Source organism: Flavobacterium suzhouense (genome assembly GCF_042684765.1).
In the GTDB taxonomy this organism is placed as follows: Bacteria; Bacteroidota; Bacteroidia; order Flavobacteriales; family Flavobacteriaceae; genus Flavobacterium; species Flavobacterium suzhouense.
The window spans coordinates 1-18,501 of record NZ_JBHUMD010000013.1 but is presented as its reverse complement, the minus strand read 5'-3'; the positions used below and the strand labels follow the sequence as shown (position 1 = coordinate 18,501).

At 39.5% G+C, this 18,501-nt stretch carries 16 protein-coding genes; 8 read left to right on the top strand and 8 right to left on the bottom strand.

All coding sequences use genetic code 11. The features are described 5' to 3' along the window. Window position 1: 1 nt before the first annotated feature. From ACFSR3_RS08805 to ACFSR3_RS08785, 5 genes are read left to right on the top strand one after another with little or no spacing between them, the layout of a single operon-like run. Window positions 2-592 carry a thiamine phosphate synthase gene (locus ACFSR3_RS08805; RefSeq protein ID WP_379820647.1) on the top strand — a complete coding sequence of 197 codons (591 nt, stop codon included), beginning with the start codon at window positions 2-4 and terminating at the stop codon, window positions 590-592. Then, complete coding sequence (locus tag ACFSR3_RS08800; protein WP_379820646.1) at window positions 579-1,199, top strand: thiamine phosphate synthase; 621 nt, start codon at window positions 579-581, stop codon at window positions 1,197-1,199. The genes ACFSR3_RS08805 and ACFSR3_RS08800 overlap by 14 nt, the downstream gene beginning before the upstream one ends. Beyond that, complete coding sequence (locus ACFSR3_RS08795; protein ID WP_379820645.1) at window positions 1,196-1,966, top strand: thiazole synthase; 771 nt, start codon at window positions 1,196-1,198, stop codon at window positions 1,964-1,966. The genes ACFSR3_RS08800 and ACFSR3_RS08795 overlap by 4 nt, the downstream gene beginning before the upstream one ends. Window positions 1,967-1,978: 12 nt before the next feature. After that, window positions 1,979-3,094 (top strand): 2-iminoacetate synthase ThiH, encoded by a 1,116-nt coding sequence (gene thiH / locus ACFSR3_RS08790; protein ID WP_379820644.1) that lies wholly within the window; start codon window positions 1,979-1,981, stop codon window positions 3,092-3,094. 3 nt (window positions 3,095-3,097) lie between these two features. Then, window positions 3,098-3,808 carry a HesA/MoeB/ThiF family protein gene (locus ACFSR3_RS08785; RefSeq protein ID WP_379820643.1) on the top strand — a complete coding sequence of 237 codons (711 nt, stop codon included), beginning with the start codon at window positions 3,098-3,100 and terminating at the stop codon, window positions 3,806-3,808. A 34-nt stretch (window positions 3,809-3,842) separates the two neighbouring features. Here ACFSR3_RS08785 and ACFSR3_RS08780 read toward each other — a convergent pair whose 3' ends face one another. Together ACFSR3_RS08780 and ACFSR3_RS08775 are read right to left on the bottom strand one after the other, a co-directional pair. Next, window positions 3,843-4,064, bottom strand: a complete 222-nt coding sequence (locus tag ACFSR3_RS08780; protein ID WP_379820642.1) for a hypothetical protein — start codon at window positions 4,062-4,064, stop codon at window positions 3,843-3,845. Between the two features lie 51 nt (window positions 4,065-4,115). Continuing rightward, window positions 4,116-5,093 (bottom strand): SDR family NAD(P)-dependent oxidoreductase, encoded by a 978-nt coding sequence (locus ACFSR3_RS08775; RefSeq protein ID WP_379820641.1) that lies wholly within the window; start codon window positions 5,091-5,093, stop codon window positions 4,116-4,118. Between the two features lie 369 nt (window positions 5,094-5,462). On the opposite strand from ACFSR3_RS08775, the gene ACFSR3_RS08770 reads away from it, so the two are divergent. Beyond that, entirely contained in the window at window positions 5,463-5,702 is a 240-nt protein-coding gene (locus tag ACFSR3_RS08770) for a hypothetical protein (protein ID WP_379820640.1), read from the top strand. 267 nt (window positions 5,703-5,969) lie between these two features. On the opposite strand, the gene pdeM is transcribed toward ACFSR3_RS08770, so the two are convergent. Continuing rightward, complete coding sequence (pdeM, locus tag ACFSR3_RS08765; RefSeq protein WP_379820639.1) at window positions 5,970-6,614, bottom strand: ligase-associated DNA damage response endonuclease PdeM; 645 nt, start codon at window positions 6,612-6,614, stop codon at window positions 5,970-5,972. Window positions 6,615-6,643: 29 nt separating this feature from the next. Here pdeM and ACFSR3_RS08760 point away from each other — a divergent pair, with 29 nt between their 5' ends. Beyond that, complete coding sequence (locus ACFSR3_RS08760) at window positions 6,644-6,841, top strand: YqaE/Pmp3 family membrane protein (RefSeq protein WP_379820638.1); 198 nt, start codon at window positions 6,644-6,646, stop codon at window positions 6,839-6,841. Window position 6,842: 1 nt separating this feature from the next. Here the strand turns inward: ACFSR3_RS08760 and ACFSR3_RS08755 are convergent, their stop codons facing one another. From ACFSR3_RS08755 to ACFSR3_RS08745, 3 genes are read right to left on the bottom strand one after another with little or no spacing between them, the layout of a single operon-like run. Then, the gene (locus ACFSR3_RS08755) at window positions 6,843-9,302 is read right to left on the bottom strand and encodes a ligase-associated DNA damage response DEXH box helicase (protein WP_379820637.1); all 2,460 of its coding nucleotides are present in this window, start codon (window positions 9,300-9,302) and stop codon (window positions 6,843-6,845) included. 27 nt (window positions 9,303-9,329) lie between these two features. Further along, complete coding sequence (locus ACFSR3_RS08750; protein ID WP_379820636.1) at window positions 9,330-10,934, bottom strand: ATP-dependent DNA ligase; 1,605 nt, start codon at window positions 10,932-10,934, stop codon at window positions 9,330-9,332. Continuing rightward, the gene (locus ACFSR3_RS08745) at window positions 10,931-11,974 is read right to left on the bottom strand and encodes a ligase-associated DNA damage response exonuclease (protein WP_379820635.1); all 1,044 of its coding nucleotides are present in this window, start codon (window positions 11,972-11,974) and stop codon (window positions 10,931-10,933) included. The genes ACFSR3_RS08750 and ACFSR3_RS08745 overlap by 4 nt, the downstream gene beginning before the upstream one ends. 281 nt (window positions 11,975-12,255) lie before the next feature. On the opposite strand from ACFSR3_RS08745, the gene ACFSR3_RS08740 reads away from it, so the two are divergent. Next, window positions 12,256-15,429 (top strand): response regulator, encoded by a 3,174-nt coding sequence (locus ACFSR3_RS08740; RefSeq protein ID WP_379820634.1) that lies wholly within the window; start codon window positions 12,256-12,258, stop codon window positions 15,427-15,429. 242 nt (window positions 15,430-15,671) lie between these two features. On the opposite strand, the gene ACFSR3_RS08735 is transcribed toward ACFSR3_RS08740, so the two are convergent. After that, entirely contained in the window at window positions 15,672-17,252 is a 1,581-nt protein-coding gene (locus ACFSR3_RS08735) for a phage tail sheath family protein (RefSeq protein ID WP_379820633.1), read from the bottom strand. Window positions 17,253-18,148: 896 nt separating this feature from the next. Beyond that, the coding region (locus ACFSR3_RS08730; protein WP_379820632.1) for a gliding motility-associated C-terminal domain-containing protein at window positions 18,149-18,501 on the bottom strand (353 nt) is incomplete at its 5' end.

Below are 18,501 nucleotides of genomic sequence, written 5' to 3'. Positions count from 1 at the left end.
GATGATTGTTATTACAAATCCGGGAATTTTGACTGATGAAGCGCATATCATTAACAGGCTTTTTGAAGAAGGACTGCAGTTGCTTCATATACGAAAACCTGGTATAGACATCTACAATCTCAAATCTCTTTTGCGTTTGATACATGAGGAATATTATGATAGGCTGGTACTGCATCAGCATTATAATCTGGCAGGACAGTACGGCATCAACAGAATTCACTTTACGGAAAGTAACAGGCCTGATTTTGATAAGACACTCAAGATGCTTGGCAACGACCAAGAGTGGATATTTTCAACTTCAACACACAGTATTGAAGATTTTAACAGATTATCCCATCGTTACGAATATGCCTTTTTAAGTCCGGTGTATAACAGCATTTCTAAACCGGGATATGCGCCCGATACAGATATTATCGAATCAACAAAAAGACGTAGTAATTTTAATACAAAACTGATAGCGTTGGGAGGAATAAGTTATAAAAATAACAAACAAATACTTGAGGCAGGTTTTGATGGTGTAGCCGTTTTAGGAAATATATGGAACTCAGGCGACCCCATATGCGAATTTAAAACGTTTAATGATGAGAAGTAAAATACAATATATATCTCAGGGAGAGACTGCTGACGCTCAGATACAAAATATAAGATCAGTACTTGACGCCGGGTGTAATTGGGTGCAATTACGCTTTAAAAGTGTATCGGAATTGGAGGTGCTGACAGTAGCAGAACAGATTAAAAAAATAATGCTGGGATATGATTGCACATTTATAATCAATGATTATCCTCATATAGCAAAAGCTGTTGATGCGGATGGCATCCATTTAGGACTTGACGATATGGATATAGAACAAGCGAGATCTATTATAGGGCCTGGGAAAATCATAGGAGGTACAGCAAACACACTCAATGACGTGATTAAACGCCATACAGAACAATGCGATTATATAGGCCTTGGACCATTTCGTTTTACAGCAACTAAAGATAAATTGAGTCCTATTTTAGGATTAAAAGGCATACAAAGTATTATGGCGGGAATGAATGAATATCAAATTCATACACCGGTTTATGCCATAGGAGGTATAACACAAGATGATATCAAACATATTATTGATACGGGTATCTATGGGGTAGCATTATCGGGCTATATCACTTCGCACACTCAAAAAAAAGAACTATTCAGTCAATTAAATATAGTATGAAACCATTAGTAATAGGAGATAAGAAATTTGAATCACGACTGTTTTTAGGTACAGGAAAATTTGGATCTGCCACCCAGATGGAAGAGGCTGTCCTGGCTTCAGGTAGTGAACTGGTCACTGTTGCACTCAAACGGATCGATTTTGCAAAGGATACAGATAGCCTCTTATCACATCTGAACCATAGTCATATTAATCTTTTGCCCAATACATCAGGGGCAAGAAATGCGAAAGAAGCCATATTTGCAGCACAATTGGCACGCGAAGCGATGGAAACCAACTGGCTTAAGCTGGAAATACACCCTGATCCTAAATACCTGCTTCCGGACCCTATAGAAACCCTAAAAGCCACTGAAGAATTGGCAAAGCTGGGCTTTATCATCTTGCCGTACATACATGCCGATCCTGTTTTATGCAAGCGTCTCGAAGATGCCGGTACATCAGCGGTCATGCCTTTAGGGGCACCTATAGGCTCCAATAAGGGTTTGAAAACACTGGATTTCTTAGAAATCATTATTGAGCAAAGCAGGGTTCCTGTGATTGTAGATGCAGGAATTGGTGCGCCTTCTCATGCAGCTTTGGCTATGGAGATGGGAGCTGATGCAGTATTGGTCAATACTGCTATAGCTGTTGCGGGTAATCCGGTATTAATGGCAGAGAGTTTTAAAGAGGCTGTTATTGCCGGACGTAAAGCTTTTGAAAGCCAACTGGCAGGAAGCGTTAGTACAGCCTCGGCATCCAGCCCCCTTACTTCATTTTTATATGACTAATACTAATTTCCAATGACGACTTTTAAAAGCCTCTTTGAACAATACCACTGGGATAGTATTCAACAGAAAATACAGTATGTTACAGCAGCTGAGGTACAACATAGCCTTTCCAAAAGAAAGCGTACTATAGATGATTTTTTAATACTTATTTCTCCTGCAGCTATGCCGTTTTTGGAAGAAATGGCTGCGATGAGTAAAGAACTGACACAAAAACGTTTCGGCAGGACCATACAGATGTATGTACCTATGTATCTTAGCAATGAATGCCAGAACATTTGTACTTATTGTGGTTTTAGTCTGGACAACAAACTAAAGAGAAAGACTCTGAACGATGCCGAGATTCTAAAAGAAGCCGAAGCTATAAAACAAGCAGGTTTCGAACATGTGCTCTTAGTTACCGGTGAAGCTAATTATACAGTTAATATTAATTATTTCCTGAATGCCATCAGTTTGTTAAGGGCAAAATTTGCTAATATCTCTGTAGAAGTGCAGCCTTTAAGTACTGAAGAATATCAGGCATTACATACAGCTGGCGTACATACGGTACTGGTTTATCAGGAAACCTATCATAGGCAAGTGTATAAGCAGTACCATCCCAAAGGGAAAAAATCAAATTTTGATTTTAGGCTGGAAACACCAGATAGGATAGGTAAGGCAGGAATCCATAAGATAGGGCTCGGTGTATTGCTTGGTTTGGAAGATTGGCGTACCGACAGTTTCTTTACTGCACTCCATCTGGATTACCTTCAGAAAAAATACTGGCAGAGCAGGTATTCGGTATCTTTCCCAAGGCTGAGGCCTGCTGAGGGTATTATTGAACCAAACTTTATTATGGATGATAAAGATATGGTGCAGCTTATTTGTGCCTACAGGATATGGAATGAAGATCTTGAAGTATCCGTCTCAACAAGGGAAAATGAAAAATTCAGGGATAACATTATCCATTTAGGGGCTACCAGCATGAGTGCCGGCTCCAGGACCAATCCGGGCGGGTATGTGGTGGCACCGGAATCGCTCGAACAGTTTGAGACCAGTGACGAACGTTCAGCCGAGGAAGTTGCCGAAAAGATTAGAGCAGCTGGTTATGAGCCGGTATGGAAAGACTGGGATAAAATATATACTTCTTAAAATATGATTTCAATAGATAGCTTTTTGCGTTATAATCGCCAGATGATGCTTCCCGGGATAGGAGAGGCGGGGCAGGAAAAAATTCAGCAGGCTAAAGTGCTTGTGATAGGTGCAGGGGGACTTGGCTGTCCTGTTTTACAATATCTGGCAGCAGCCGGCATAGGAACATTAGGCATTGTTGATTTTGATATTGTTGAATTACACAACCTGCACCGTCAGATACTTTACAACGATGAACAAATAGGGGAATCAAAAGCAGTAACGGCAAAAAAGGTACTGCAAAAGCTGAATCCGGGCTTGAACTATAATGTTTATGACCAAAAGCTTACAAGTGAAAATGCAGCTGACCTCATACGCGACTTTGATATGGTTGTAGATGGGAGCGATAATTTTTCAACACGCTATTTAGTCAATGATAAATGTGTTTTGCTAAATAAACCGCTTGTATATGGCAGCATACTGAATTTTGAAGGACAGATGGCAGTGTTTAATCATAAAGGGAGTAAGAACTTAAGAGACTTGTTTCCATCCCCACCTGATCCAAAAGACGTTCCTAATTGTAGCCTTAACGGCGTTATGGGAACTTTGCCGGGTATTTTAGGCAGTATGATGGCTCACGAGACAATTAAGCTAATTACAGACCTATCGGTTTTACATGATGAACTGATAATTTATGATACTTTGCAGTGGAAGTTCATCAAATTGAATTTTTAGGTCTCAGCCCGAAAGAGAGATGGGAATCTTTTTCTTATTCAGCTTTTTTCATTGAATATAACCCTCCTGCAAAAAGCAGCACCGCGACCCCTGTGTAGATAAAGCCCTGCTGTTTGCCGGATTCATTTGAAGCATCAATTTTTATGCCCAGGAAATTAATTTCTTTGGTGTTGTCAGCTATTTTATTCAGGCCAATATAACCTATAGCCAGGCTTAAAACTATAAGTACTATTCCTACGATTTTTGAACTTTTCATTACTTTTTTGTTTTTAATGATTATTTATATTGTTTTTGGTGATTCATGCTTTTAAGCATTGCGTTTTGAGAGTGACATCAGTAATAAACCGACTGTCGCACCTGCGAACATAGACAGACCAATTTCTTTTATGGATTTTGAAATTGGTTTTTTTCCATATATACGCATGGGCTCTTTTGAGTTGGCCAGTATATTCCCGGCATTTCCCGTTTTGTCTTCATTCATCTTCATCATGAGCCGAACTGCACCGGAGGCCATATTTATGGTTGTTTTAGGGAACATCCGATATATATTTGTAATCGCAGCCGCTCTGAAATCAGGGAAAAGGTCTTTTTGGGGATGTAATGCAAGCTGAACCATTTTTTCGGCGGTGTCGCGGGGATCTGATGCAATCGGAGGAATTTTCATATCAAATCCTGAGTATTTTGCCGAATGCAGATTTCCTGTTGAGTTTTGCAATTGAGGATAAAGATTGCAGATATGGATGTTCCTTCGGTTAGAGATTTCCCCTTGTAAACCTTCCATCATACCCCTGATCCCGTATTTTGTAGCGGTGTAGACTGAACTATAGGGAGCAGGCATAAAACCTCCAATGGATATATTGTTTATTACTATTCCGTGATTCTGTTTTTTAAAAATTTTAAGTGCATTGTAAGCGCCATGCAGATAACCAAATAAATTTGTCTTTATCACCTGCTCGTGGACAGGCATAGGTATTTCTTCGAATTTGCCACTGGCCATTACCCCGGCATTATTAACCCATACATCAATGGTACCATAGATGCTCAGTGCTTGTTGAGCAACCTTCTCTACATCCTCTTCTACTGACATATCGGCTGATACACCAATGGCGTTTGCATTCAGATTCCTGCATATTTCCACAACTTCGTCAATGCCTTGTTGTCCTCTGGCTACAATAACAAGGTTAGCGCCTTTCTCGGCAAAGGCTTCAGCTGCAGCCCTTCCCACGCCGCTGCTTGCACCGGTAATGACCACTGTCTTGTGCTTTAGTTGTTGAGTATTTTTCATAATGTTTATTTACGTTAGTATCATTGTTACATAGCCCCTTTTATTTATCCCTTACTTACTTTCAAGTTACTAAGAATGTTTACATTAATAGTTCCTATAATAACGGTTTTCAGGTATTTTGTTAATGCTAATATTTAAAGTTAGCCAAATGGGTAACAAGTGCTATTTAAATCATTGTTAAAGACTGAAAGAGAAAGTATTATTTAAGGTTTTTATATAAAATATTTTGTAGTTCATTAACCTTGGTTGTCAGTAATGCCAAATATGCGGTTAATATTGGGTTAATCATTTGTAAAACTGAGAACTTGTACTATGGTACTTTTATACCTTGTATCCAATACATCATACTAACAACCTAAATAAAATGTTATGGAGAACTCAAAATTATATTATATGTGGGTCAATCTGCCTAATAAAATCAGGCTTCCCCTTTATACACGTACTAAAGAGCGCCGCCAGCAGATTTGTGACATGATACTTAAAGCATTAGAGTCAGGTGAGGCAAAACTCATCAAAGCGGGTCTCAACGGCCCAAATAGAGCAGAAGCCTCCGGTAAGCAAAACCAATTTACCAATGTGATACTGAAATACCATACCAACGGAAAATAGACTTTAAATGGAATGAGCAGAAATTGATAAAAAAATTCGCAGACCTTTTTAAAACATCTGAAGTGATAATTATCGGGGATAACACGCGATTGTTGATGGATACTGACAAGTATAGGAAGGTTACTCTTGAAGGAAGAGAAAAGTGGTTAATACCCAATCATGTAAGTAGTATGTAAGCTGTAGAATAACGAAAATTAATACAATTCTTTTTCTCTCTTATGATTACGCGATATATTCCATAGTTACAGCTTAATTAATTTTATTGGATTAAAAAGTTATTATGACTGGTAGTACTGTGTCTTTTGTAATGCCATATACCATATCACCTTCTTTTGGTTCAATTACATAAGTTCCTGTAAATTCTCCAAATGCCGGAAGTATCATCTGATTTTCGGATTGAAAAAAGCATGGAAGCTTTAAAGATTGCCTTCCTGCTCCACGTAATTTTACGGCCGGATGCACATGTCCGCATAAATTAAAAAAACCTTCACGGATTTCAGGGTAATGCGTAAGCAGAATTCCATTTAGTTTCCATTCGTTAGTAATTTGTATGTTTAATTCGCAGTATTTAGCCGGATTTATAATGTCATGATTGCCTGCAATAAGTATTATAGGGATGTTTGTTTTTTCTACCCATCGCTGAAATAAGTACCACTCATTATTTAGTTCGCTATGAAATAAATCACCTAAAAAATAAATGCTTTCAGGATCAAAGTAATTTACCACTTCGTCCAGTTTTATAAAGTTTTTATTTATCACAGCTTCAGGTATTGCTGCACCATATTTTCTGAAGTGAGATACCTTTCCAAGGTGCGCATCGCTGATAAGGAGCACACGCTTTTCTGTCCAGTAAAGTGCCCCTGAATTATGCAAAACAAATGTATTTCTATTAATTTCTATTTCTAAAGTCATTATATTTAGACCTTTAATTTTATTAGTATATGAGATATGTTATTGCTTTCTTTTTGCCCTGGTTATCATTAATGCTGCAAGGTAAAATTCTCAGTGGAATAATTTGTCTTATCCTGCAAATAACTATAATTGGCTGGATACCTGCATTTATATGGGCAGTAACGGCTTTAAACCGAATGTATGCAGACAGACGAGCCAATCGTATTATTAAAGCTATGGCTAAATAAATTACTTCATATAATTCGCAGTCATTTTTTTAATCCTTTCAGCCAGCGTTTCGCTTGATAAACGTTCCCTGAGTCTATCTGTTATTATTGGGAAGCTGAACGGTGTTGGCTTCTCGCATTGTTTCCATACAATTTCCTGATTTTGTATACGTTCCAGAGCCAGTATCAGACGACCTTCTTCCAACTGATGTTCAAAGGTTTCCCGATAGGCCTGTTGAAATAAAAGGTTGTTAGGCTCATAATCACGAAACACTTCAAAAATAAGCTGGCTGCTGCTTTGCAGATGTTTTGTCTTGACATTTTTTCCGGGATAACCGGTAAATACCAGTCCTGCGATTACAGCAATATCCCTGAATTTTCGCCTGGCCATTTCGGTTGCATTAAGGCTTTGCTGTAAATCAGTATGCAGGTGTAATGGTGTAAATAAGTTGTTATCAAGAACCTGCTGCATATCAATTTCCTTATCCGAAAGCAATTCAAAACCATAGTCATTATAGGCTAGTGAAAATGTTATAGGACTGAGCAGACTGATGCGGTAGGCCATAACGCTAGCTAATGCTTCATGTACATAACGTCCTTCAAAGGGATAAAATATAGCATGGTAACCCTCACGGGTTTTAAATGTCTCTATAAGGAACTGGTTATCTGTTGGTACAATGCTTTCCTTTCGCTGACGGGTAAACATAGGCTCTAGCGATTTTAGCTCCCTGCTCATGGATTCTGTATTTGCAGCATACAGTTCTTCTCTTATCAGCTCACTCATCTGGCTTGATAATGTAAGTCGTCCACCCATCCAGCTGGCATGTACGGCTTTTGCACCTGGGTTTGCCATTCGTACGATTACTTCCATATTACGTATGCGTATGAGTTCCAATTTGCGGCCTGCAAAAATAAATATGTCTCCGGGAATAAGCTTAGAGACAAACCATTCTTCAATACTGCCAATATAGCCACCTCCTAAAAACTTGACATTCATTACTGAGTCGCCTACAATCGTGCCTATCTGCATCCTGTGTCTGAGCGCAGTTGTTTTACTGTTAACTTTAAATTTGCCGTCGGCTTCAATTTCCACTTTTTTATATTCATCATACGCCTGCAGGCTTTGACTGCCACGAGTAATAAAGTTGAGGCAAAACTGCCACTCTTCTGCTGTAATACCCTGATAGCAAAAGGTGTCTTGTATTTCTTTAAAAATATCAGCAGGGTAAAAACCATCACTCACTGCAAGAGTAACTAAGTATTGTATTAATACATCCCAGCTATTAAGGTAAGGTACACGATCTTCAACTACCGTTTCTTTTACAGCGCGGCGTAGGGCAGAGGCCTCAACTAATTCTATGGCATGCGTAGCCAGAAAGTAAATGTTACTTTCCTGTACCGGTTGATGCCCACTACGGCCTGCCCGCTGTAAAAAACGCGCCACACCTTTTGGACCACCTATTTGAACCACTGTTTCTACCGGGGCAAAATCGACACCCAAATCAAGGCTAGAGGTACAAACTACGGCTCTAAGCTGCTCATCACGTATTGCCTGTTCTACCCATTGCCGGGTTTCTCGAGCAATACTGCCATGGTGCATAGCAAGTTCACCTGCAAATTCAGGATATTTGGTAAGCAGCGCCTGAAACCATAATTCGCATTGCGAACGGGTGTTGCAGAAAATTAGTGTTGTTTTACTCTTTTTTATAATATTGGCCACTTCATCAACAAGATGTAGCCCCATATGTCCCCGCCAGGGATAAGTATCCATTTTTTCAGGAATGACTGATATCACATTTATTTTTTTGTTTATATGCGCACGTATCATTACTGAATTTTGAAGAGCTGGGCTGTTTGGCCCCAGAAGTACTTCTAAAGCCTGTTTTAAATTACCTATTGTTGCAGATATTCCCCAAGTCCGTAACCGTGGATTTATATGTTTTAGCCTGCTTAGTGCCAGTTCTACCTGTACACCTCGTTTGGTTCCTAACAGCTCATGCCATTCATCGATTATAATAGCCCCGCATGTTTTAAAAACAGATTCGTAACCTTTGGAAGCCAACATAAGCTGCATACTTTCGGGAGTGGTTATAAGCAGGTCGGGCATTTTATTTTTTTGTTTTGAACGCTCAGATGCAGATGTGTCACCAGTGCGCACTCCAACTGTTAGTCCGGTTTCAAGATCGTCGGCTACGCGTTCAGCCGCCTGTTTAATCTCTGTAGATAGTGCCCTTAAGGGGGTTATCCAGATGGCTTTAAGTCCGGGTTTATGTTTTGTCTTATAATCCGGGTTGTTTTTTATGTAATCCAATATAACGGGGATCCAGAGCGCATAGGTTTTTCCGCTACCGGTAGGAGCATTAAGCAGGCCGTTCCTGCCTTGCAAAAATGCTGTCCACGTTTGCGTCTGGAAAGGAAAAGGTTTCCAGCCTCGGCCTGTAAACCAGTTTGTAGCGATATCAAAAAGTTCTTCCCTATTCATATATTGAAATGTAGTTCTATGTGTGATTTATCCCGGTATCATAGCTTTTAAGTCGTCAATAGTGTTCGCTTCCTCAATTGTTTTATCATGCCGCCAGCGTAATATGCGTGGAAAACGTGTGGCTACACCACTTTTATGCCTGCCTGAAAAAGCAATTCCCTCAAAGCCTATCTCAAAAACTAGCTTTGGTGTCACACTGCGTACGGGACCGAAACGTTCCAGAGTGTTCTTTTTTATGTAATCGTCCACCATACGAAATTCAGCATCTGTAAGTCCCGAGTAAGCTTTGGCAAATGTTACCAGTTCTTTATTTCCATCGTCGTTTGTTTGCCATAAGGCGAATGTGTAGTCGGTAAACAGGTTAGCCCGACGGCCACTGCCACGCATGGCATATGTAAGTACTGCATCAATGCTAAAAGGGTCAAGTTTCCATTTCCACCAGTCACCTTTTTTGCGACCAACACCATAGGTAGAATCATTTCGTTTAAACATCAGTCCTTCGCTTCGCAAATCCCTGGCTTTAGCTTTTTCGCGTAATGCTTCTTTCCAGTCCTTCAGCTGAATTCTCTCTGAGATCTGAAGCGGTAGTTGAAAATTTTTTACCTGCTCGTATAAATTTTCAAGAAGATTACGTCTTTCGTTGTAAGGCAGGTTTCTTATGTCGTTGCCGTTCCATTCCAATAGATCATACGCACGGATGATAACAGGTGTTTTTTTCAATAAGGCAGGAGTTACCACTTTACGCCCGATGCGCGTTTGCAGGTCGTTAAATGAACCGATGTTATCCTCAATCCACGGCAATATTTCTCCATCGATTACAGTACCATTTGGAATAACTCCTAAAAAACTATTGAATTCAGGATATTTGTCAGTAACCAACTCTTCACCGCGACTCCATACATATAATTGATCGTTGCGAACTATTGTCTGACTGCGAATACCATCCCATTTATGCTCGGTGCTCCAGTTGCTTACATCTCCTAAATCTTCAATTTCACCTTCAATAGCATAGGCAAGGTAAAAAGGGTAGGGCTTAGAGAGGAAATCCTGAGCTTTTTCCTCCAGTACTAAATCCTGAAAACTAATGCTGGCCGGATCCCAGTCGCCCATTAGTTTGTAAGCTAATATATCCTCATCTACGCCTGTAGCCTTGCTCAGGGCACGGGTCATCAGTTTTTGGCTCACCCCAATTCGGAAACTTCCGGTTATAAGTTTAGTAAATACAAATCGCTCATAATAGTTAAGCGATAACCAGTTATTGTGCAGGTACTCTTTTTTCTCAGTATCTGTCTTTTTTTTGAGAAGAATCATTTCCTCTACAAACTCTGTCAGGGTTTTTTCACTATGATTTTTAGAGGCAGGTATGACTAAAGCAATGGTTTCGGCCAAATCACCTACTATGTGATAAGAATCTTCAAAGAGCCATAGTGGAATATTAGCCAATTCGGCAGCCCAAAGTCGTAACAAAGTTGTATTTACCGGACGTGGCGGCCTTCTGTGAGAGAGTATGGCAATGGTCCATACTTTATCTGTGTCGCTTGCTTTACGAAAATATTGGGTCAGGGCATCCACCTTTATATTGGTTTTGTTGCTACTGTCAAGCGTTTTAATGAGTTCGGCAAAATATTTCATAAATCACCTCCTTCCATAGTGACTGTTTCATTGGATTCTTTGGTGTCAGTTTCCCCTTCGTCACCTTCATATTGAGATTGTTCGGTTCTTGCATCATAACCCAACTCACGCAGGTAAGTGCTAAAAATATCACTATAGCCATGGGTACAAATAATTTTTTCTGCCCCCGTAGCCTGTATACTTTCCAGTAAACCCGTCCAGTCGCAATGGTCGCTAAGAACGAATCCTTTATCAATTGCACGTCTTCTCCTTGCTCCGCGAAATGCCATCCAACCGCTCGCAGTACCGGTTACATAAGGTGTCATACGTTTTATCCATGGGCTTCCGTGTGCACTCGGTGGTGCTAGTACGATACTACCCGGCAAATCTTCTTTTCTGGTTTCGGCAGTTATTAGTACAGTTTCAGGTAGGTCAACCATCGTACGTATTATATTAGTCATGTTTTCAACGGCTCCATGGGTGAAAATTCGCCCGATTGACGGATCAAGATGTTTTAATAAGCGTTGCGCTTTACCTAATGTGTAACCAAATAATACTGATGTTTGCCCTTCAGCTTTGTTTTGAGACCACCAGGTGTTTATGTCGTTCATAACTTCCTGCTGAGGTGTCCATTTAAAACAGGGGAGGCCAAAAGTGTTTTCAGTGATGAAAGTATGGCATTTTATAACTTCATAAGGTGTAGATAAGCCATCATCTTCGGTTTTATAGTCTCCGGTAAATACCCATATTTCTCCTTTATATTCTACCCGAACCTGCGAGCTTCCTACAATGTGACCCGCAGGATGAAAACTAAAGGTAACTCCATTTATGGTAAACGTTTCTCCCCAGTCTTTACCGGTAACATTAATGTCTCCTAAGCGATGTTTGATAATAGGGACATTCATATGTTGCGTGATGTAACTGCCATGCCCCCAACGAGCGTGGTCGCTGTGCCCATGCGTAATAATTGCTTTAGGCACAGCACGCCATGGATCCAGATACACGTCGGCCTGTGAACAGTAAATACCTTTATCATTAAAAGCGAGCAGGGGCTGTTTCATTTTTACAGTTTTATATAAAGTTACAAACTGTATTTCTTTGATAATATAAGGTTTTGAGAAGTTTAACGGATTTTACATTTTTAAATTAATGGAGTATTAAATAGTTATGAATTGCGTTTATAAGTCTTTACTTTCATTGAATGAAGTAACAAATAAATTTGTATTCTATTTAAGTTGATATTTGTCCGTGTTTTAGTTGTTTTTTCTATATGTATTGGTTTTATAAAATCAAATATGCTAACTTGGTATATAATACTGAGATATGATAAGTTAAATATATTATGGATCATCTACCAAACAACGAACAGCAAAGACTAAGGGCATTACGAAAACATACCGTTTCTGATACTCTTTCTGGTGAAGTTTTTGACAATATTATAAAACTTGCTGCAGTAGTATGCAATACCCCTATTGCGGTACTTTCCTTTGTAGATGAAGATCAGTTACTATTCAGCGCATCAATAGGACTTACGGACACTTCAGGGATTAGGAAGGAATCCTTTTGTGAAACGGTTATTGAAAAAAGAGAATTCTATCAAACCAGCATTAGCATATCTTCGTCAGATTCAGGAAAGCATTATCCCGTAAAAGGCAATGCTTCCGTTGCTTTTTATGCGGGTTATCCCCTTGTGGATACTAGTGGATTTGCGATTGGCACAATTTGCGTACTTGGCTATGAGACTAAAGAACTTACACCGTCTCAAATACAAGCCTTAGGACTGTTGGCAAAAGAAGTAATGACACATTTAAAGACCAGATCAGAACGCAAGGCGTTGCAGACTTATCTTGATCTGTTTAATCTTTCTGATGAAATGATGTGCATAGCGGGTGTCGATGGTTACTTTAAAAGTATTAATCCTGCATTTGAAAAAGTGTTAGGATGGGACGAAAATTATCTTCTTAGCACTTCATTTATTGACCTTGTGCATCCAGATGATCGCGAGGCTACCCAAAACGAAATCGAAAGTTTGAAACAGGGAAACAAGACTATCAATTTTGTACATAGGTTCAGGAATAAATATGGTGAATACAAAACACTTCAGTGGTCGGCCACCCCGGAACCTAAAGAAGGAAAGTTGTATGCAATTGCCAGGGATATCACTCAGGAAAATCAAAAAGACATGGAGTTGTCATTAAGTGAGGAACGTGCCCGAATCTTTTTCGAAAATTCACAGGGTTTTATGTGCACACACGACCTTAATGGTAAATTTACCTCGGTTAACGAGGCAGGAGCAGCGATACTGGGCTATACCAAAGCAGAAATACTAAGCAAGGATTTGTTTAATATTGTTCCCCAACGAAGGCATGAACTTGTGGTGGACTATCTGGCGGAAATAAAAAGAGCCGGTAGTGCCAAAGGGCAGATGGTAACCACACATAAGAATGGAGAGTATCATATATGGCAATATAATAACATATTAGAACGTGACCTTACCGGTGAGCCTTATGTAATAGGCAATGCAATAGACGTGACAGAACGTTACAGGCTCGAAGAGGATCTCCGCAGAACCAAAGAAACCCTTGAGCAGACGAATCGCGTTGCCAGAGTTGGCGGATGGGAACTTGATTTGCAACGGCAAAAACTGAGCTGGACATCTATAACAAAGGAGATTCACGAAATGCCAGCCGATTTTCAACCAACCCTTGATGAGGCAATTAATTTTTATAAAGAAGGATCCAGCCGTGAAACTATAGGTAAAATAGTACAGCAGGCACTGGTAAACGGAAAGGCATGGGATATCGAACTACAGGTTATAACCGGAAAAGGAAGGGAAATATGGGTAAGGGTTATAGGTAATGCCGAAGGAGAACCGGGGAATTACAAACGCCTTTATGGTACATTTCAGGACATTACATCCATCGTGGAACAGAGGGAAGCACTGGTGTTTGCTATGCAGAAAGCTGAGAATGCTAATAGTGCTAAATCAGAGTTCCTTGCCAATATGAGTCACGAAATACGTACTCCCTTAAATGGTGTTATTGGCTTTACGGATCTTTTGATGAAGACCCATTTGAACGATACACAGCAGCAGTATCTCTCGATAGTGAACCAGTCAGCCAATGCGCTCCTGGGCATAATTAATGACATACTCGATTTTTCCAAAATTGAAGCCGGCAAATTGGAGTTAAATATAGAGAAGTGCGATGTTTACGAACTTGCAAGCCAGACCGCTAATATCATCAGTTATCAGGTACAGAAAAATGGACTGGAAATGCTTTTAGATGTTTCTACTGAATTGCCACGTTTCATTTACGCGGACAGCATCCGGCTAAAACAGGTACTGGTTAATCTTTTGAGTAATGCCGCTAAATTTACCCAAAAGGGAGAAATAGAATTAAAGATTGCCTGCGTGCAATCCGATGAAAACCAAACCCGATTACGCTTTTCGGTACGGGATACAGGCATCGGGATACCTAAGGAAAAGCAGTTTACTATTTTTGAGGCTTTTTCTCAGGAAGATACTTCGACCACAAAAAAATATGGTGGCACAGGACTTGGATTAACCATATCCAATAAGTTGCTCGCACTCATGGGTAGTAATCTTGAACTGGAAAGTCGTCCGGGTTCAGGCAGTACTTTTTATTTTGAAGTTTCCTTCAGATCAGAAAAGGGAGAACCCATAGTGTGGCATGATATTGAGAAGATAAGAGAAGTATTGATTGTTGATGATAATGAAAACAACAGGATTATACTACAACAAATCCTGGGATTAAAAAACATAAAGGTGACAGAAGCCAGAAACGGACTCGAGGCTCTTCAGTTGTTGGTTGGTGGAAACAAGTATGATGTTATTTTGATGGATTATCATATGCCGGTTATGGATGGGCTGGAAACCATAACGAAAATACGCCAAAATATTTACCCAAGTGCAGCGCAGCAGCCTATAATATTGCTTCACAGTTCGGCAGATGACGAAAAGATCATTGAAGCCTGTAAGGAACTTAATGTCAGTAGTCACCTTGTCAAACCTTTAAAGATTGATGATATTTACAGTTCGTTGGAAAGACTCTCTCATGAAGAACAAGCTGTTTTTATGCCCGACCCGGAGTCAGAAGAAGCAGTTACTTCAGAAAACCTAACAATATTAATAGCTGAGGATAATCCGGTAAATATGATGCTGGTACGTTCTATTCTCAACCGATTGGTGCCTGGAGCTATCCTGATAGAAGTCAGTAATGGTCTGGAAGCTGTGGAATATTGCAGTCAGCATAAACCGGATCTTGTTTTAATGGATATTCAGATGCCAGAAATGAACGGTTGTGAAGCTACCGAAAACATACGGAAACAAGATCAAAGGCAATCCGTTCCTATTGTAGCCTTAACGGCTGGCAATGTTTTGGGTGAAAAAGAAAAATGCCTTAATGCGGGTATGAACGATTATGTAGTAAAGCCTATAAGGGAAGAGAATATTGTTGATATACTTTCAAAATGGCTAGGGAACGACTCAGTATAGAGCTCGTACTGTGCATGACCATATCATCACTCATCATGTCGATGGGTGGACCTGTTAATAGTGAAGGGTTCTGTTACGTATACCAATAACTTTTACCTTTATATTTGATAAATACCGCCAAAAAGAACACTAAAGGTCATTGCTATCTGTAACCTATTATTCTTCAGGCAGTATATTTTACACTTAGATTTACACAATCGGAGTATATGAAAATGTCAGTAGTTAATAAGAGCTAATCGTTATTAACTTGATGATGCCATTTGTTGCTGAAAGGTAAAAACTATAAATTCGGCTGGCCTTACTACCGCTACCTTTACGGTAACATTCATAAATCCATTAAGGATATCATCAGATGTCATCGTACTGCCAAGCCCGCATTCCACCGAAAAAGCATCTGATGCTGATACGCCCTGAAGGCCGCCTTCTTTCCATACAGAAGTAAGAAAACTGCTAATCATTCCCTTTACCGCTTCCCATGTGTTTTTTACGTTAGGCTGGGAAGTATAAGGTTTTACAGCCAGTTTGCAGGATTGTTCTAAAAATATCATCGTCCTTCGTACCGAAAGGTACTTCCAATCCTGACTATTACCATCGAGAGTACGGGCACCCCAGACCAAAATGCCTAAGCCGTTAAAGAAACGGATAGCATTTATTGATTTACCGGAATAAGCATCCATGTTAAGATTGGCTTGCTGACTTTCCGATAACCTTATAGGCAAGGATGCTGCACCCACTATGGTTGTGTTTGCAGGAGCCTGCCATACACCCTGCAGGTTGTCTATAGTTGTCATTACACCTGCCATACCTCCGCTCGGTGGCAGTAGGTTCACATCGGCTAATATATATTTTATTATTTGGCTATAGATTTTGCTTGCATTAAGTAAAGCACTGTTATATTGTGTAACTGTTAGTGGGTTTGCACCAGGATTTTCAATCATATCCAAAATGGTTGTTACACTCGTATTCGGATTGTCTGCAGGACTAAGCAGAGATGATAACTGTTTTATATCGCCGCCGAACAGGTTAGTGTAGTCAATATCCTGATTCTGCATTACAGTTGTACCAATGAAAGGGTAGTAGGCAGTGCCATAATCGAGCCCCTGTGAGCCTGTATTGTTACGGAAACTTGTAATATCATTTGTATACATAATAGGGTCGGGGTTTCTCCCGCCTATTATATCAAATATAGCTATTGAAGTTTGCATTTGAGAGCACTGCAACAGCATTTGCTGCATAAGTGTACCATTATCGGTTATGGAAAGCAGTGTCGCATCAGGGAATATATACATGGTAGGCTCCTGTTCATTTAAAAGCAATGCCAAGCCGTATATAAGCTCGTTTAGCTGTACATTGGGGTTTATAATTTGTGTACCAGGGGCCATTGACGTGCCTGACGGGTTTCCATAACCCCCAACGGAAACGATATAAGCATCACCGCCACCATTTTGATAAAACAGCCTGATACTATTATACAGGTAATAAATCGTATTTGGATCAGGCAACAACAAATAGTAATTATTATTAATTACCATAAAATCCCCATTGTCTGGCTTATTTTTTTGCTGAACAAGGTAGTATTGTGGGTTATATTGTTTTGAAGGGCTAGCTGGCGGTGCTGGGGCTGGCAGGCAATAAATAGCCTGAAATTCTGCAAATGAGGTGATTTTTTGTACTTTGTTGGTATAAGATTTTCCATTACATTGTGCCTGTGGTGTGTAACCGATAAATGCTGGAACAGCGGTAGCTACCGGAATTACCGAATTCTCAAAAGCGTTTATTTCGCTGATATAAACACCGGGTGATTTAATGTTCGATGCGGGCATTAGTATTTTTTTTAAATTATAGATATTGTAAATAGGTATGAATGATATACGTGTACCTGAATTACCTGTTCAGTCCGGTTTGACCGGCAACCGCCTGTAAAATGTTCTATTGTTAACTCAGTTTACAAGTGTTATCAAATACGACTGTAAATTGTCTTTCAGGTTTTCTAATTATGCTATTGTGCCTGGCTTGGAGCCATAGACAGCTCGCTCTTAGAGAGAACAATGTATTAAATCCTGATGCTAAAATTCCACGTATTTTTACGTGATTTTAATTTCTCTGATAATTTTATTTATTTTGAAAAAAGAGTTATGTCGTATCGAGGGATAACTTTTTCCCTTTAGTTTAATAAATACCTAAAAGATTACTGAGGGGTCATTGGTTATCCTAAGCCTATTGTTTTTCAGACAATATATTTTAAGCCATAGGAATGTTGTAGAGATTATGAAAATGTGTGGCGTTGAGGTTGATCATTTAAGTGCTATTTGAAACAAAAAATCCCTAAATAATATTGATTTAGAGATTTTTGCTTGTGACTCCAACGGGACAAATTTCAAACCATTTTATGCAGGACCTGAAGAAATTGGCTTATTAATGACTAACCACCTTAAGAGCATTAAACATCATTGTGTGCTTAGAGAGTCAGACAATCATATCCCATTATCTTTTTAGAATAAGCATATGTTATTAAATTTAAATAACATAGCATATTAAAAACACCAGACTCAACTTCTTTAACAGCACCAAGCTTAAGGTTAAGTGTATGATTTTTTTCTGTGCTTTGAGTAATTGTTCGTGCGATACTTTTGCATATCGCTATTTCAGGACGAGATAATAAATAAATAAGCCTGGTAAAATACCAGGCTCATTTGTTGAACTTTTATAATAATTATTCTTATTGCTGTCTGTTAATATAAATCCATCCGGTTTTTGAATCACTAATTGAAAACTCAATAACGTAAAAATAAGTTCCTGTAGGCAGTTCGTTTCCATTGTTGTCCTGGCCCCCCCATTCTTTCTTATAATCGTTTTTACTATATACTTCCTGACCGTAACGGTTAAAGATACTCAGCTTTTTCACGTTAAGCGCTGCAAGGTCAAATACATCATTCATACCATCCCCGTTTGGAGAGATACCTCTTTGTATTTCACAACTAGTATCAGAAACAATGATAGAATCTTCACCGGTGCAACCTTCGGCAGTTGTAATAGTTACAAAATATTCACCTGCTGATGGAGCAATAAACT